At 71.6% G+C, this 16,032-nt stretch carries 11 protein-coding genes; 5 read left to right on the plus strand and 6 right to left on the minus strand.

The window, feature by feature from the left end; all coding sequences use genetic code 11:
- Positions 1 to 80 precede the first annotated feature (80 nt).
- Genes ACFYNL_RS12655 through ACFYNL_RS12670 form a run of 4 tightly spaced genes read left to right on the plus strand, consistent with a single transcriptional unit; the run spans position 81 to position 5,035 of the window.
- Positions 81 to 1,571: an ABC transporter substrate-binding protein gene (locus ACFYNL_RS12655; RefSeq protein WP_388801083.1), complete on the plus strand. Its 1,491-nt coding sequence runs from the start codon at positions 81 to 83 to the stop codon at positions 1,569 to 1,571.
- Positions 1,568 to 3,379: an ABC transporter permease subunit gene (locus ACFYNL_RS12660; RefSeq protein WP_388801086.1), complete on the plus strand. Its 1,812-nt coding sequence runs from the start codon at positions 1,568 to 1,570 to the stop codon at positions 3,377 to 3,379. The genes ACFYNL_RS12655 and ACFYNL_RS12660 overlap by 4 nt, the downstream gene beginning before the upstream one ends.
- Positions 3,369 to 4,358: an ABC transporter ATP-binding protein gene (locus ACFYNL_RS12665; protein WP_388801089.1), complete on the plus strand. Its 990-nt coding sequence runs from the start codon at positions 3,369 to 3,371 to the stop codon at positions 4,356 to 4,358. The genes ACFYNL_RS12660 and ACFYNL_RS12665 overlap by 11 nt, the downstream gene beginning before the upstream one ends.
- The gene (locus ACFYNL_RS12670) at positions 4,355 to 5,035 is read left to right on the plus strand and encodes an ATP-binding cassette domain-containing protein (protein ID WP_388801091.1); all 681 of its coding nucleotides are present in this window, start codon (positions 4,355 to 4,357) and stop codon (positions 5,033 to 5,035) included. Before ACFYNL_RS12665 ends, ACFYNL_RS12670 begins: the two co-directional genes overlap by 4 nt.
- On the opposite strand, the gene ACFYNL_RS12675 is transcribed toward ACFYNL_RS12670, so the two are convergent.
- A complete protein-coding gene (locus ACFYNL_RS12675; RefSeq protein ID WP_388801094.1) occupies positions 5,022 to 5,597 on the minus strand; it encodes a TetR/AcrR family transcriptional regulator in 576 nt (191 codons plus the stop codon). The genes ACFYNL_RS12670 and ACFYNL_RS12675 overlap by 14 nt on opposite strands.
- 97 nt (positions 5,598 to 5,694) lie before the next feature.
- On the opposite strand from ACFYNL_RS12675, the gene ACFYNL_RS12680 reads away from it, so the two are divergent.
- On the plus strand, positions 5,695 to 7,224 hold the full coding sequence (locus tag ACFYNL_RS12680) for an MFS transporter (RefSeq protein ID WP_388801097.1): 1,530 nt from the start codon (positions 5,695 to 5,697) through the stop codon (positions 7,222 to 7,224).
- 63 nt (positions 7,225 to 7,287) lie between these two features.
- On the opposite strand, the gene serA is transcribed toward ACFYNL_RS12680, so the two are convergent.
- The 5 genes from serA to ACFYNL_RS12705 form a co-directional block, all read right to left on the minus strand.
- Positions 7,288 to 8,877 (minus strand): phosphoglycerate dehydrogenase, encoded by a 1,590-nt coding sequence (gene serA, locus ACFYNL_RS12685; protein WP_388801099.1) that lies wholly within the window; start codon positions 8,875 to 8,877, stop codon positions 7,288 to 7,290.
- A 276-nt stretch (positions 8,878 to 9,153) separates the two neighbouring features.
- Positions 9,154 to 10,152 (minus strand): ketol-acid reductoisomerase, encoded by a 999-nt coding sequence (gene ilvC, locus ACFYNL_RS12690; protein WP_388801102.1) that lies wholly within the window; start codon positions 10,150 to 10,152, stop codon positions 9,154 to 9,156.
- Positions 10,153 to 10,269: 117 nt separating this feature from the next.
- Positions 10,270 to 10,794 (minus strand): acetolactate synthase small subunit, encoded by a 525-nt coding sequence (gene ilvN, locus ACFYNL_RS12695; protein ID WP_003997672.1) that lies wholly within the window; start codon positions 10,792 to 10,794, stop codon positions 10,270 to 10,272.
- Between the two features lie 25 nt (positions 10,795 to 10,819).
- The gene (locus ACFYNL_RS12700) at positions 10,820 to 12,700 is read right to left on the minus strand and encodes an acetolactate synthase large subunit (protein ID WP_388801105.1); all 1,881 of its coding nucleotides are present in this window, start codon (positions 12,698 to 12,700) and stop codon (positions 10,820 to 10,822) included.
- Between the two features lie 237 nt (positions 12,701 to 12,937).
- Positions 12,938 to 15,973, minus strand: a complete 3,036-nt coding sequence (locus ACFYNL_RS12705) for a putative bifunctional diguanylate cyclase/phosphodiesterase (RefSeq protein ID WP_388801107.1) — start codon at positions 15,971 to 15,973, stop codon at positions 12,938 to 12,940.
- Positions 15,974 to 16,032 lie beyond the last annotated feature (59 nt).

Raw genomic sequence — 16,032 nt, forward strand, 5'->3', positions numbered from 1 at the left:
CCAGCTTCTGAAAATGATTGTCACATGCTACGGTTCGTGGCGCGTTCAACTATTGACCACGCCTTTACCGGAGTGTCCCCGTGCGCCTCCCCCACCGTCTCCTGCCCCTCACTGCGGCCGCCGCGGCCTTCCCCCTGCTCACCGGCTGCTTCGCGGCAACGGACTCCGGTGCGTCCGGCGGCGGCGAAGGCAAGCGGGTCCGCGTGGCGATGATGCTGCCCCCGCGCTCGGGGCTGTCCCCGCTCTCCGACGACGCGTTCAAACTGTCGCGGTGGTCGACCGCCGAGACCCTGGTGAAACTCGACGAGGACGGCGATGCCGTGCCCGCGCTCGCCACCGAGTGGCAACGGTCCGGTCGTGCATGGACCTTCGAGATACGCGACGGCGTCACCTTCCACGACGGCACGAGGCTCACCGCCGAGGCGGTCGTGAACTCGCTCACCGAGGCCGCCACCGCCGCCCCCAAGCCCCGCATCCTCGACGGGGTGGAGCTGACCGCGAAGGCCGACGGCGACAAGGTCGTCGTCACGACCGCCACCGAGGACCCCCTGGTCCCGCAGCGGCTGAGCTCCCCGCAGCTGTCGATCCTGGCGGCGAAGGCCTACAAGGGAAAGACGGTCGACCCGGTCGGCGCCGGTACCGGCCCCTTCGAGCTGACGAAGGTCGAGGGCACCGCCGCCGCCTCCCTCGACCGCTACGACGCCTACTGGGGCAAGAAGGCCAAGGCCCCGGGCATCGACGTGAAGTTCGTGCCGGACGGCACCGCCCGCGCCGCCGCCCTGCGCACCGGTGAGGCCGACATCGTCGAGGCAATACCGGTGTCGCAGGCCGCGGTGCTGGACCAGGACCTGATCACCGAGGTCCCCATGCCGCGCACCAACACCCTCTACTTCAACACCGAGAAGGGCGTCTTCAAGGACGCCTCGCTGCGGGCCGCCGCCCGTGAGGCCATCGACGCCGAGTCGATCGTCGAGGGAGTGTACGAGGGCCGCGCCGACGTCGCCGAGGGCCTGCTCGGCCCCGCCCTCCCCTGGGCCGCCGAGCTGCGCTCGCCCGTCGAGCACGCCGAGGCGGGCGAGCCGAACGGCAGGCGGATCACCATCGGCACCTTCACCGACCGTGCCGAGCTGCCCGAGGTGGCCGCCACCTTGCAGCAGCAGCTGCAGCAGGCCGGATTCAAGGTGAAGCTGGACATCCGCGAGTACGCCAACATCGAGGCCGACGCGCTCGCCGGCCGCTTCGACGCGTTCATCCTCTCCCGTGCCACCGTCCTGGACTCCGGCGACCCGGCCGCGTACCTCTACAGCGACTTCGCCTCCTCCGGTGGCTTCAACCTCTCGCAGCTGTCCGTCCCTGAGGTCGACAGGGCCCTGGAGAAGGCCTCGGACACCGAAGCCGGCGACGCCCGCCGCAAGGCGATCATCGCGGCCGAGGCCGCCGTCCTCGCCGCGGACGCGGCGGTGCCCATGCTCCACGAGCGCGTGATCCAGGGCGACGCGACCGGTGTCGTCGACGCTGCCCACGACCCGCGCGAGCGGGAACTCGTCACCGTCGACACGTACGTCAAGTGAAGTCCGCCGCGAAGCAGCCGGTCAGCTCCGCCGGGCTGACCCGCTTCCTCTGTCTCGTCGCCGTCCTCGGCGCCGTCGGCCTGCTGCCCTGGCTCTCGCGGAACGACCCCGCGCTCACCGTGCTGCGCGCCCGGTCCGCCGAGCAGGAGCCGACCGAGGAGACGCTGTCCGCCATGCGCGAGGACCTCGGCCTGGGCGCCGGCCCCCTCTCCCTGCTGGGGAACTGGGCCGCGGGCCTGCTGCGCGGCGACCTCGGCACCTCCTGGGTTTCCGGTGCCGACGTCCTGCCGTCCGTGGTCGCCGGTCTGCAGGTGTCACTGGGGCTGATGGGCGCGGCGCTCGCCACGGCGGTCGTGCTGGCCGCGCTGCTGGTGGCGCCGGTGCTGGTTCGGGGGCGCGGGTCGGCCGGGGCGTTCGCCGCCATGCTGGCCGCCGTACCCGAGTTCCTGCTGGCCACCGTCGCGCTGCTGGTGTGCGGTGTGTGGCTGGGATGGCTGCCGACGGCCGGCTGGGCCGGCCCGGAGTACCTGGTGCTGCCCGCCCTCGCGCTCGGCGTTCCGGCCGGCGGTCTGCTCGGCCGGCTCGTCGCGGACGCGCTGCCCGCCGTCCTCGACGAGCGCTGGGGGGAGCTGTGGCGGGGCGCCGGGGTGAGCCGGGCCCGGATCGCGGGTGCCGCGCTGCGGCGCGTACTGCCGCCGCTGGTCCCGCAGTTCGGGATGGTCGCCGTCGGCCTGACCGGCGGCGCGGTCGCCGTGGAGGTGGTGTTCGCGGTGCCGGGCATCGGCCGTACGGCTCTGGGCGCGGCCAAGTCGCAGGACCTTCCGCTGCTCCAGGGTTCGGTCCTGGCCCTGCTGCTGCTCGGTCTCGTCGCGGGCGCGTCGGCGACACTCGCACGGCGCCGGCTGCTGGGGCCCGCGCTGCGTGACGCCGGTCTGACGCTGCCCCCGGCCCGCCCGGTCCGCGCCCACGCGGCGATTCCGGTGACGCTGTTCGCGGTCCTCGCCGTGACCATCGGCTGGGGCCTGCTGCGCGACCCGTACACGGTGACGACGGCCGACCGTCTCGCCACCCCCTCCTGGGCACACCCGCTCGGCACCGACGCCCTCGGCCGCGACGTACTCGCCCGGCTCGGTCACGGTGCCGCCTCGACGGTCGGCACGGCCGCCGCGATCTGCGCCCTGAGCCTGCTGGTCGCCCTCGCGCTGGGTTTCCTGCCCGGCGTCGCGGCGGGCGCGGCGGACATCGCCAACGCCCTGCCGCCGGTGATCGTCGGCATCCTGGTCGCGGCGGCGGCGGCCGGTCCCGGTACCGCGGGCGCGGCCCTCGCCGTGGCCCTGATCTCCTGGCCGGCGCTGTCCGCCCACGCGGCGGCCTTGGTGCAGGAGGTGCGGGCGTCGTCGTTCCTGACCGCCCAACGGGCCATGGGCGCCACCCCGTGGTGGATCCTCACCCGGCACGTCCTGCCGTCCGTGGCCGCCCCCGTCGCCCGTCACGCCCTGCTGCGCCTGCCCGGCATCGCCCTCGCCCTGGCCTCCCTGGGCTTCCTCGGGCTCGGCTCGCAGCCGCCCACGCCCGAGTGGGGCCTGCTGCTCGACGAGTCCCGCGCCTACGTCGAGCGCGCCCCCTGGGCGGCCCTCGCCCCGGCCGTCGCGCTGGCCCTGCTGGCCGGGCTGGCGGTGTCGGGGGCGGCGGCCGCGCAGGGGCGGCGGCCACGCGGCGACGGCCGCTCGCGGCACCGGCGTGGAGGCGCACGCGTTGCAGGTGGCGCATCCGCCACCACACGGAAGGAGAACCCCGTTGCTGCCTGAGAGCCGCCCCGAGGCACTGCTGTCGGTGCGCGCGCTGCGCATCGCCTTCGACGGGGTCGAGGCCGTGCGCGGTCTCTCCTTCGACGTCCTGCCGCGCGAAGTCCTGGCGATCGTCGGGGAGTCGGGCGCGGGCAAGTCCCTCACGGCCCGGGCGCTGCTGGGGATGCTGCCCCGGGGCGCGACGGCGAGCGGGACGATTCGGCCGGACCTCGCGGCCCATCGCGGCCGCCGGATCTCCCTCGTCCCGCAGGACGCCCTGTCCGCCCTCTCCCCCGTGCACCCGGTGGGGGACCAACTCGCCGCCGCCGTGCGGTCGGTGACCGGTGTCTCCCGCAAGGAGGCACGGTCCCGGGCGGTGGCCGCACTGGACCGGGTGGGCATCCCGGACGCCGCCCGCAAGGCGCGGGCGTACCCGCACGAGTACTCCGGCGGTATGCGGCAGCGCGCCGTCATCGCCATGGCGACGATCAACGAGCCCGATGTCGTCGTCGCCGACGAGCCCACCACCGCGCTGGACGAGGAGCACCGCGACCAGGTGCTGCGGGTGCTCGCCGAGCAGCGGGAGGCCGTCGGGGCCGCGTTGGTCCTGGTCACACATGACATGGACGTCGTGGCCGAGCACGCGGACCGCGTGCTGGTCATGTACGCCGGCCGTCTGACCGAACTCGGTCCGGCGCCCGAGGTGCTGGGCCGGCCCCGCGCCCCGTACACCGCGGGCCTGCTGTCCTCCCTCCCCCAGCACGCGCCGCCCGGCCGCCGGCTCCCCGCCCTGCGCGGCACCCCGCCCTCCCCGGCCGCGCTCCCGGCGGGCTGCGCCTTCGCCCCGCGGTGCCCGCTCGCGGCGGACGCCTGCCGTGCGGCGGAGCCCGAGCCGCACCAGGTGGAGGGACGCCTGGTGGCCTGCGACCGCCGGGCACAACTCCCCTACCCGGCGACCGAGTTGTTCCAGGATCTCGGAGAGGAGCGGAAGCCCGCATGAGCGACGCCCTGCTCGAAGTCCATGACCTCGTGGTCCGCTACGGCGGCGTCACCGCCGTCGACCAGGTCTCGTTCACCCTGGCCGCCGGCGAGACCCTCGCCCTCAACGGCCCCTCCGGCTGCGGCAAGTCCTCGACCGCCCTCGCGGTGCTCCAGCTGCGCCGCCCGGACGCCGGTGAAGTCCGTTTCGAGGGACGGGAGCTGACGTCCCTCAGCGAGCGCGAGCTGCGCCCGCTGCGCCCGCGTATGCAGCCCGTCTTCCAGGACCCGTACGGTTCGCTGAGCCCCCGCCACCGCATTCGCGACGCCGTGGCGGAACCGCTGAAGATGCACGGGCGCTGGACCGCCGCCGACGGCCCCGCCCGAGTCGCCGAACTCCTGGACCGGGTCGGACTCGACCCGTCGTACGGGGAACGCCGTCCGCACGAGCTGTCCGGCGGCCAGTGCCAACGCGCCGGAATCGCCCGGGCGTTGGCCTCCGAGCCCCGGCTGCTGGTCCTGGACGAGCCGGTGTCGGCCCTCGACCCCTCCGTGCGCGCCGGTGTCCTGAACCTGCTCGCCGACCTGCGGGACGACCTCGGCCTGGGCTACCTGTTCATCTGCCACGACCGGGCGGTCGTACGGCATTTCGCGGACCGGGCGATCGAGATGCGCGAGGGTCGCGTCACCTGCGGGTAGCGGCCTCGATCACCTGCCGGAGGCCCTCGGCCAGCTGGTCGGCCTCCGGGGCGGTCTTCGGGTCGAAGGTCCACTGCGCCATGAGGCCCATCATCAGGGTCAGATAGAAGTAGCCGAGGGTGTCGACGGTCTCCTCCGGCACGTCCTCCTCGCGGCTCCCCTGGAAGATCGCGACGATGCCGCGCGCCCCCTCCCGCTGGGCCCGCGCCAGATGCTCGCGCACCTCGGGCACCTGGTCGCCCATGACCACGACCTCCAGGCTGAGCCGCCACAGCGAACCGGGCTCCCGCATGGTGCCGATGATGTTCGCCCACACCTCGGCGAACCGCTCGACCGACCCCGGCTCTCCACGGATCTCGCCGCCCTCGAAGGCGTCGGACATGCCCTCCACCATCTCGACGTAGGCCTGCGCGAGCAGCGCGTCCTTCGAGCCGTAGTGGTAGCCGATCGACGCCAGGTTGGTCCCCGACTCCTTGACGATGTCGCGCGCGGTCGTGCGCACGAAACCCTTCGCCAGCAGGCAGCGCTTGGCGCCTTCGAGCAGATCCTCACGGTGTCCCATGCGGGCCACCCTACCTTCGGTCCATACAACCGTCCTATACGCATGACTTATACGCGCGTCCTAGACAAGCGTATAATACGCCCGTACAGTCGCCGCCATGACGAACTCGACGAGCCCTTCCCCCGGCACCCGCGCCGGTCGCCGCGAATGGACCGCCCTCGGCGTGCTGATGCTCCCGCTGCTGCTGGTCTCCATGGACGTCTCGGTCCTCTACTTCGCGGTCCCGGCGATCAGCGCCGACCTGGAGCCGAGCGGCACCCAGCAGCTGTGGATCTTCGACATCTACGGCTTCGTGCTGGCCGGCCTGCTCATGACGATGGGCTCGCTCGGCGACCGCGTCGGCCGCCGACGTCTCCTGCTGACGGGCGCCGCCGCCTTCGGAACCGCCTCACTGGTGGCGGCGTACGCGAACAGCGCCGAGACCCTGATCGCGGCGCGGGCGGTCCTCGGCATCGGCGGCGCGACCCTGATGCCCTCGACCATGGCGCTCGTCCGCACGATGTTCACCGACCCGAGGCAGCGCGCGACCGCGATCGGCCTGTGGTCCGGGGTGATGACGGCCGGCATCGCCCTCGGCTCGGTGATGAGCGGGCTGCTCGTCGAGCACTTCTGGTGGGGCTCGGTCTTCCTGGTCAATCTCCCGGCGATGCTGCTGCTCCTGGTCCTGGGCCCCGTCCTGCTGCCGGAGTCGAGGAACCCGAGTCCCGGACGCTTCGACTGGCTGAGCGTCCCCCTGTCGATGGCGGCCGTGCTGCCCGTGGTCTACGGCCTGAAGGAGATCGCCGCCGAGGGCTGGAACGTGCGCTACGTGATGTCGGTGACGACCGGCCTGCTCTTCGCCGCGCTGTTCGTCCACCGTCAGCGCACGGCGGCCTCACCCCTGATCTCGCCGGAACTCTTCCGAGGACGCGGTTTCAGCCCGGCCGTCGCCCTCAACCTGGTCGCCGCCTTCGGCATGATGGGCTCGGCGTACTTCACCACCCAGTACATCCAGTCGGTCCTGGACAACAGCCCTCTGGAGGCCGCGCTGTGGTGCCTGCTGCCGTCGCTGCCCATCGCGGTCGCTGCCCCCGTCGGCGCTCAGCTCGTGCAGCGAGGCGTCCCTCGGGCCTACGTCGTCGCCGGCGGCTTCGCGCTCACCGCGTGCGGCTATGTGCTGCTGGCCCTGACCGGCACCGACTCGCTCTGGCTGCTGCTGACCGCCTGTGCCGTCCTCGCCTGCGGGGTCGTCGTCGCCACCGCCCAGCTGGCGGACCTGGCCCTGAGCGCCGCTCCGATGGAGAAGGCGGGCGCCGCTTCGTCCCTGCTGGAGACCGGCACCGAGTTCGGCGGCGCGCTGAGCATGGCGTTCCTCGGTTCGATCGGTATGGCCGTCTACCGCCACGAGATGCCGGGCTCGGCCCCGGACGCGGCCCGCGAGACCCTGGGCGGGGCGCTGGCGGTCGCCGATCGGGTCCCGGGGCTGGCGACGGCCGCACGGGAGGCGTTCACCAGCGGGATGCACGCGGCGGCCCTCGCGGGCGTGGCCGTACTGACCGGAGCCGCGGCGCTCGCGGTGGTCACGCTGCGGCGGGAGCCCGCCTGGACGGCGACGGAACGCCGCGCACCGGAGAAGACCGGCGTCTGAGCCGGGCACGCAGAACGCCGGACGGGCTGGTCGATCAGCCCGTCCGGCGTTCGGGGTGCTACGTCAGGCGAGGTTCACCGCGCGAGCCGACGTCGCTCCGATCTCCGCGGCGACCTCGGCGAGCACACCCGCCGGCACCGTGTCGTCGACGGTCAGCACGGCCAGCGCCTCGCCGCCGGCCGCCGCACGGGCGACCTGCATGCCGGCGATGTTGATGCCCGCCTCACCGACGATACGGCCGACGGTGCCGACGACACCCGGACGGTCCTCGTACTTCAGGACGACCATGTGGTCGGCGAGCGCGAGGTCCACGTCGTAGTCGCCGACCGCGACGATCTTCTGCAGGTGCTTGGGACCGGCCAGCGTGCCGGACACCGACACCTCCTCGCCGCCGGCGAGCGTGCCGCGCACGGTGACGACATTGCGGTGGTCGGCCGACTCCGAGCTGGTGGTCAGCCGCACCTCGACACCACGCTCCTGCGCGAACAGCGGGGCGTTGACGTACGACACCGTCTCGTCGACGACGTCCTCGAAGACCCCCTTGAGGGCGCTGAGCTCCAGCACCTTCACATCGTGCTGGGTGATCTCGCCGTACACCTCGACGTCCAGGCGGACCGCGACCTCACCGGCGAGCGCCGTGAAGATACGGCCCAGGCGCTCGGCGAGCGGCAGACCCGGCTTGACGTCCTCGGCGATGACACCGCCCTGGACGTTGACCGCGTCCGGGACCAGCTCACCGGCGAGGGCGAGGCGCACCGAGCGGGCGACCGCGATACCGGCCTTCTCCTGCGCCTCGTCGGTGGAGGCACCGAGGTGCGGGGTGGCGACGACCTGGTCGAACTCGAACAGCGGGGAGTCCGTGCAGGGCTCCTTCGCGTACACGTCGAGACCGGCACCGGCGACCCGGCCCTCCTTGAGGGCGGAGTACAGCGCCTCCTCGTCGACGATCCCGCCGCGCGCGGCGTTGACGATGCGCACGCTCGGCTTGACCTTGCGCAGCGCCTCGTCGCCGATGAGGCCGACGGTCTCGGGGGTCTTGGGCAGGTGGACGGTGATGAAGTCGGAGACCTCGAGCAGCTCGTCCAGCGACAGCACCTTGACACCCATCTGCGCGGCGCGCGCGGGCTGGATGTAGGGGTCGTAGGCGACGACCTTCATGCCGAAGCCGGACATGCGCTGGGCGACCAGCGCCCCGATGCGGCCCAGACCCACGACACCGAGGGTCTTCTCGGCGAGCTCGACGCCCGTGTACTTGCTGCGCTTCCACTCGCCGTTCTTCAGCGCGGCGTTGGCCTGCGGGATGTGGCGGGCGGTGGCGACGAGGAGACCGCAGGCCAGCTCGGCGGCGGTCACGATGTTCGAGGTGGGGGCGTTGACGACCATCACGCCGGCCTTGGTGGCGGCGGAGACGTCGACGTTGTCCAGGCCGACGCCGGCGCGCGCGACGACCTTCAGCTTGTTCGCGGCCGCGATCGCCTCGGCGTCGACCTTGGTGGCGGAGCGGATCAGGATCGCGTCCACCTCGGCGATGGCCGGGAGCAGTTCGGCTCGGTCTGCTCCGTTGCAGTGGCGGATCTCGAAGTCGGGGCCAAGCGCGTCGACGGTGGCGGGCGACAGCTCTTCAGCGATGAGTACGACGGGTTTCGAGCTCACGTGAGTCCTCACATGTCCAATGCGGACGGCCGTCCCGACGGCCGCAGGCGGTGGAGGGGGCTTGCCGCGTGGAAGACGCACGACGCTGTGGGCCTGACGCGTATGTAGTACGGCAGTGTAGTGCCGTGGCGGAGGTCGTCTTACGCCTCTGCGGAAGGATCACCCGGACGGGAAACTCCATTTTGTATGGGGCTTTTCAAGGGAGCTTTCCAAGGGGCCCGGGGCAAAGCCCCGTGGCGGTACCCCCGGTCGAGGGTACCGCCACGGACGTGAGGCTTACGCCTCCTCGTTCACCCAGCTCATGAGCTTGCGCAGCTCCTTGCCGGTGGTCTCCAGCAGGTGCTCGGAGTCGGCGTTCTTGTACTCGTTGTACTTCTTCAGACCGCCGTGGTACTCGTCCATCCAGGCCCGGGCGAAGGTGCCGTCCTGGATCTCGGCGAGGACCTTCTTCATCTCGGCCTTGGTGGCGTCGGTGATGATGCGCGGGCCGGTGACGTAGTCGCCCCACTCGGCGGTCTCGGAGATCGACCAGCGCATCTTCTCCAGGCCGCCCTCGTACATGAGGTCCACGATCAGCTTCAGCTCGTGCAGGCACTCGAAGTACGCGATCTCCGGCTGGTAGCCGGCCTCGGTCAGCGTCTCGAAACCGGCCTTGACCAGGGCGGCCGTACCGCCGCAGAGGACGGCCTGCTCACCGAACAGGTCGGTCTCGGTCTCCTCGGTGAAGGTCGTCTTGATGACGCCGGCGCGGGTGCCGCCGATGCCCTTCGCGTACGACAGGGCGAGCGCGAAGCCGTTGCCGGTGGCGTCCTGCTCGACGGCGGCGATGCAGGGAACGCCGCGGCCCTCCTCGTACTGGCGGCGCACCAGGTGGCCCGGGCCCTTCGGGGCGACCATGCAGACGTCGACGCCCGCCGGGGGCTTGATGAAGCCGTAGCGGATGTTCAGGCCGTGACCGAAGAACAGCGCGTCGCCGTCCTTCAGGTTCGGGGCGATGTGCTCCTCGTAGACCTGGGCCTGGATCGGGTCCGGGACGAGGATCATGATGACGTCGGCCTCTGCGGCGGCCTCGGACGGGCTCACCACGCGCAGGCCCTGCTCCTCGGCCTTCGCCTTGGACTTGGAGCCCTCGTGCAGACCGACACGCACGTCGACACCCGAGTCACGGAGCGACAGCGCGTGGGCGTGGCCCTGGCTGCCGTAACCGATGACCGCGACCTTGCGGCCCTGGATGATGGACAGGTCGGCGTCGGCGTCGTAGAACAGCTCGGCCACTTTGGGTTCTCTCCTTGTGTGCAGGTGTTGCGTCCCACCGTATGACGGCGGGGATGAGGGAGGTCTCGGAGTCTCGGTATCCGGGCGGCCGGTTCCCCCGGCCGCCCGGATGCGTGTCTAAGCCGACCGGTCGAGCGCGCGCAGCGAGCGGTCCGTGATGGAACGCGCCCCGCGGCCGATGGCGATCGTGCCGGACTGGACGAGTTCCTTGATGCCGAACGGCTCCAGCATCTTCAGCATGGCCTCCAGCTTGTCACTGGAGCCGGTGGCCTCGATGGTGACGGCCTCCGGGGAGACGTCGACGGTCTTGGCGCGGAACAGCTGGACGATCTCGACGATCTGGGAGCGCGTCTCGTTGTCGGCGCGCACCTTCACCAGAACGAGTTCCCGCTGAACGGCCGAACCCGGCTCCAGCTCGACGATCTTCAGCACGTTGACGAGCTTGTTCAGCTGCTTCGTCACCTGCTCCAGCGGCAGGTCCTCGACGTTCACCACGATGGTGATGCGGGAGATGTCGGGGTGCTCGGTGACGCCGACCGCGAGCGAGTCGATGTTGAAGCCGCGACGGGAGAACAGGGCGGCGATCCGGGCGAGGATGCCCGGCGTGTTCTCCACCAGGACGGAGAGCGTGTGCTTGGACATGGTCTGCTTCCTTTACCTACGGCTCTCAGTCGTCTTCGTTGTCGCCGAAGTCGGGGCGGACGTCACGGGCGGCCATGATCTCGTCGTTGGAGGTACCGGCGGCGACCATCGGCCACACCATCGCGTCCTCGTGGACGATGAAGTCGACGACGACCGGACGGTCGTTGACGGAGTTCGCCTCTTCGATGACCTTGTCGAGGTCGTCCAGGGACTCGCAGCGGATCGCGTAGCAGCCCATGGCCTCCGACAGCTTCACGAAGTCGGGGACGCGGGTGCCGGCGCCGGGCCCCGCGGCGGAGCCGCCATTGGCTGCAGCGCCGTCCGCCTCCGGGCCGCTGTGCAGGACGGTGTTGGAGTAGCGCTGGTTGTAGAAGAGGGTCTGCCACTGGCGGACCATCCCGAGGGCGCCGTTGTTGATGATGGCGACCTTGATCGGGATGTTGTTCAGGGCGCAGGTGGTCAGCTCCTGGTTGGTCATCTGGAAGCAACCGTCGCCGTCGATCGCCCAGACCGGCTTGTCCGGGGCTCCGGCCTTGGCGCCCATCGCGGCCGGGACCGCGTAGCCCATGGTCCCGGCGCCGCCGGAGTTCAGCCAGGTCGCCGGCTTCTCGTACTGGATGAAGTGCGCGGCCCACATCTGGTGCTGGCCGACGCCCGCCGCGAAGATCGTGCCCTCGGGTGCGAGTTGGCCGATGCGCTCGATGACCTGCTGCGGGGACAGGGAGCCGTCCTCGGGCTGGTCGTAGCCGAGCGGGTAGGTGTCGCGCCAGCGGCTCAGGTCCTTCCACCAGGCGCTGTAGTCGCCCTTGTGGCCTTCGGCGTGCTCCTTCTGGACGGCCTGGACCAGGTCCGCGATGACCTCGCGGGCATCCCCGACGATCGGCACGTCGGCGGCCCGGTTCTTGCCGATCTCGGCCGGGTCGATGTCGGCATGGACGATCTTGGCGTACGGGGCGAAGCTGTCCAGCTTGCCGGTGACGCGGTCGTCGAAGCGGGCTCCGAGGGCGACGATCAGGTCGGCCTTCTGCAGCGCGGTGACGGCGGTGACCGCACCGTGCATGCCCGGCATTCCCACGTGCAGCGGGTGGCTGTCGGGGAATGCGCCGAGCGCCATCAGGGTGGTGGTGACGGGCGCTCCGGTGAGTTCGGCGAGGACCTTCAGCTCGGCGGTGGCACCGGCCTTGATGACGCCGCCGCCGACGTAGAGGACGGGGCGCCTGGCGCCCGTGATCAGTTTGGCGGCCTCGCGGATCTGCTTGGCGTGCGGCTTGGTGACGGGCCGGTAGCCGGGCAGGTCCATGGTGGGCGGCCAGGAGAAGGTGGTCTTCGCCTGCAGGGCGTCCTTGGAGATGTCCACCAGCACCGGGCCGGGCCGGCCGGTGGCCGCGATGTGGAACGCCTGCGCGATCACCCGCGGGATGTCCTCGGCCTTGGTGACCAGGAAGTTGTGCTTGGTGATCGGCATCGTGATGCCGACGATGTCCGCCTCCTGGAAGGCGTCCGTGCCGATCGCCTTGGAGGAGACCTGGCCGGTGATCGCCACGAGCGGCACCGAGTCCATGTGGGCGTCGGCGATCGGGGTGACCAGGTTGGTCGCGCCCGGCCCCGAGGTCGCCATGCAGACTCCCACCTTGCCGGTGGCCTGCGCGTAGCCGGTGGCGGCGTGACCGGCGCCCTGCTCGTGCCGGACCAGCACGTGGCGCACCCTGGTGGAGTCCATCAGCGGGTCGTACGCCGGAAGGATCGCACCCCCGGGAATGCCGAATACCGTGTCGGCGCCGACCTCCTCGAGCGAACGGATGAGGGACTGCGCACCCGTGACGTGCTCGGGGGCGGACTGCTGTCCTCCGGATCGGGGCCGCGGCTGCGGGTGATGGGCCCCGGTGGCCTGCTCGGTCATCGGCATTCTCTTCTCGATGCTGAGGGTTTTTGCGAGGTTTGGGCGGAGTTTCGATGCTGCACGAGTGGCGCCTGTGCAACAAAAAACCCCTCGTGCCATAAGGCAAGCGAGGGGAGCGCGCCGGGTGTGGAAGCTGGGAGTTCCGGTTCTGCCCGGACGCCACCAGCTTCAGCCGACGCGCTTTCCAAGTACGAGAATTCGGGTGCGCATGGCACAGACCCTCCCCCCGGCGCACACCCACTGTCAAGTGGGTGGGACGGGAGTCTCATTATGTGAGCGGAGGGCGCTGCCGCCTCCGAGTACGACGGGCACACCGCTCGTGTACACCCCCGTACCCCGGTCCATGGGCTCCGGCACACCGCCCGCGAAAGCGGGCTCCACCGGACCGTGCGGCACCGGATAGTGGCCGGAACCGAGCGCCCGGCGCAGCCGGTACTCGTCCAGCGGCCCGGAGAACGCCATGCCCTGCCCATGGGTGCAGCCCATCGCGCGCAGGGCGACGACCTGCTCCGGCAGGTCCACGCCGTCGGCCACGGACTGCAGCCCGAGGTCGCCGGCGATCCGCAGCAGCCCGCTGGTGATCTTGTGCAGCCGCGCCGACTCGACCACTCCCTCGACCAGACCGCGCTCGAGTTTGAGTACGTCCACGGGAAGCCTGCGCAGGGCCGTGATCGCCGCGTAACCGCTGCCGAAGCCGTCCAGGGCGACCCGGACGCCGATTCTGCGCAGGCCGCTCAGACGGCGCTCCAGCTCGTCCAGGGAGACCCGGGGGTCGAGGTCGGACAGCTCGATGATCAGCGACCCGGACGGCAGCCCGTGCCGGGTCAGCAGCGACTCGATCGAGCCGCGCGCCATCGACCGGTCCAGCAGCCGCCTCGCGCCCATGCGGACGGTGATGGGGACGGCGAGCCCGGTCGCGGTGCGCTCGGCGGCCTGCTCGACGGCCTCCTCCAGCATCCAGCGCCCCAGCTCGGCGGTCTTGTCGCTGTCCTCGGCCACCCGCAGGAACTCGGCGGGCGTGAACAGCACGCCCTGCGACGAACGCCACCGGGCCTGGGCGGCGACCGAGGCGATCCGGCCGTCCTCCAGGCACACCACCGGCTGGTGCAGCAGCGCGAACTCGCCGTCGTGCAGCGCGGCACGCAGCCGCGTGGCCAGCTCCGCCTTGCGTACGACGTCCTGCTGCATCTGCGGCTTGTACAGCTCGACGCGGCCCTTGCCGCCGGCCTTGGCGCGGTACATGGCCAGGTCGGCGTTGCGCAGCAGCTCCCCCGCGCCGAGGCCGGGCTCGGCGAAGGCGACGCCGATGGAGGCGTTGACGCGGACATCGTTGCCGTCGATGAGGTAGGGCTGGGACAGCGTCAGCCTGAGGCGGTCGGCGAGCTCCAGGATGTGCCGTTCGCGGGCGGTGCGGTCACGCGTGGTGTCCCCGACGATCAGGGCCGCGAACTCGTCGCCGCCCAGCCGGGACGCGGTGTCGCCCTGCCGGACCGCGTCCTGGAGTCTGCGGGCGGCCTGGACGAGCAGTTCGTCCCCGGCCTGGTGCCCGATGGTGTCGTTGACGCCCTTGAAGCCGTCGAGGTCGATGAAGAGGACGGCCGTGTTGCGCAGGGCGATGCCGCGGTCGGTGGCCCGACGGCCGGACAGTGCCTGCTGGACGCGCCTGGTGAACAGCGCGCGGTTGGGCAGGTCGGTGAGCGGGTCGTGCTCGGCGTTGTGCTGGAGCTGCGCCTGCAGGCGCACTCTCTCGGTCACGTCCCGGCTGTTGAAGATGAGGCCGCCGTGGTGACGGTTGACGGTGGACTCGACGTTGAGCCAGCCGCCCTCGCCGGAGCGGAAGCGGCATTCGATGCGTGTAGTGGGTTCCTCCAGGGGGCTGGCGGCGAGGAAGCGGCGCACCTCGTGCACCACGCAGCCCAGGTCCTCCGGGTGGATGAGAGTGGCCAGTTCCGTACCCACCAGATCCTCGGCGGGACGGCCGTAGACCCCGGCGGCGGCCGGGGAGACGTACCGGAGGATGCCGCTGGGGGCGGCGATCATGATGACGTCGCTGGAGCCCTGCACCAGGGAGCGGAAGTGGTTCTCCTTCTGCGCCAGTTCCTGGGTGAGGGTGATGTTGTCGAGCAGCATGATGCCTTGGCGCACCACGAGGGCGAGCACGACGGTGCCGCCGGTGATGAGCACGACGCGGTCGACGCTGCGACCGTTGAGGACGTTGTAGAGGATCCCCAGGGTGCAGACGGCGGCGGCGAGGTACGGGGTGAGCGCGGCCAGGGACCCGGCGATCGGCCGGTTGGCCGGATACCGGCCGTGATCACCCGTCGGCGCGGGGGTCTGGTGGTGGCTCCCCGTGCGTTGCCCGGGGACGTGCTCGTGCACCACGCGCGTGTGCCCGGTGCCGTGCCGGTCGCCCTCCTCCTGCCCGCGCCGGGGCGCGGCCCACGGGGCGTACGCCAGGAGCAGCGAGCCGGCGAACCAGCCCGCGTCGAGCAGCTGGCCGGAGCGGTAGCTGTTGTGCAGCAACGGCGAGGTGAACAGCGCGTCGCACATCACGGTCAGCGCGAGCGCGCCGATCGCGGTGTTGACCGCGGTGCGGTTCGACGAGGAGCGCCGGAAGTGCAGCGCGAGCACCATGCTGACGAGGGCGATGTCGAGCAGCGGGTACGCGAGCGAGAGCGCGGTGTGCGCCACGCTCTCCCCGCCGCCGGAGTCGATCTTGGCCGCCTGGGCGAGGGCCAGGCTCCACGCCAGTGTCAGCAGCGAGCCGCCGATCAGCCAGGCGTCCAGTGCGAGGCAGACCCAGCCGGCCCTCGTGACGGGTCGCTTGGCGAGCACCAGGAGTCCCACGATGGCGGGCGGAGCGAAGCAGAGGAAGAACCCGTCGGCGTAGGAGGGGCTGGGCACGGGCCGCTCCAGAACGACCTCGTACCACCCCCAGACCAGGTTGCCGAGGGCTGCCATCGCCGAGGAGAGCGCGAACAGCAGCCAGGCGGGCCGAAAGCGGATACGGCGGCTACGGGCGTAGCGGAAGCAGGACACCGAGGCGGCGGCGGCCGCGGCGGCCAGCCCGAAGTCGCCCATGATGAGCGCGACTTGGTCCGAACCCCAGCCGAGCGCGGAACCGACGGCGTACGCCGCGCACACCAGGGCCAGAACGAGCTGGGGGACGACTCCCGAGCCGCTGCCCGAGGACGACAGGCGGGGCGGCGTCGTCGGCTGCGAGGGCTTCGCCCGCCGCGTCGAGTCGAGGGTGGCCGTGGGAGGCGGCGGCGAGTTCACCGGGCCCTCCCGGTCCGCGCCGCTCCCGGCTCCCGGGCGTCCGGGTGCGTGGGCTGCGC

The sequence above is a fragment of the Streptomyces sp. NPDC007808 genome (assembly GCF_042868655.1).
Taxonomy (GTDB): Bacteria; Actinomycetota; Actinomycetes; order Streptomycetales; family Streptomycetaceae; genus Streptomyces.

Coding starts and splice junctions, on each gene's coding strand:
- ACFYNL_RS12670 (WP_388801091.1), top strand. CDS start 4,355: ATGAGCGACGCCCTGCTCGAAGTCCATGACCTCGTGGTCCGCTACGGC.
- ACFYNL_RS12675 (WP_388801094.1), bottom strand. CDS start 5,597: ATGGGACACCGTGAGGATCTGCTCGAAGGCGCCAAGCGCTGCCTGCTG.
- ACFYNL_RS12680 (WP_388801097.1), top strand. CDS start 5,695: ATGACGAACTCGACGAGCCCTTCCCCCGGCACCCGCGCCGGTCGCCGC.
- ilvN (WP_003997672.1), bottom strand. CDS start 10,794: ATGTCCAAGCACACGCTCTCCGTCCTGGTGGAGAACACGCCGGGCATC.
- ACFYNL_RS12700 (WP_388801105.1), bottom strand. CDS start 12,700: ATGCCGATGACCGAGCAGGCCACCGGGGCCCATCACCCGCAGCCGCGG.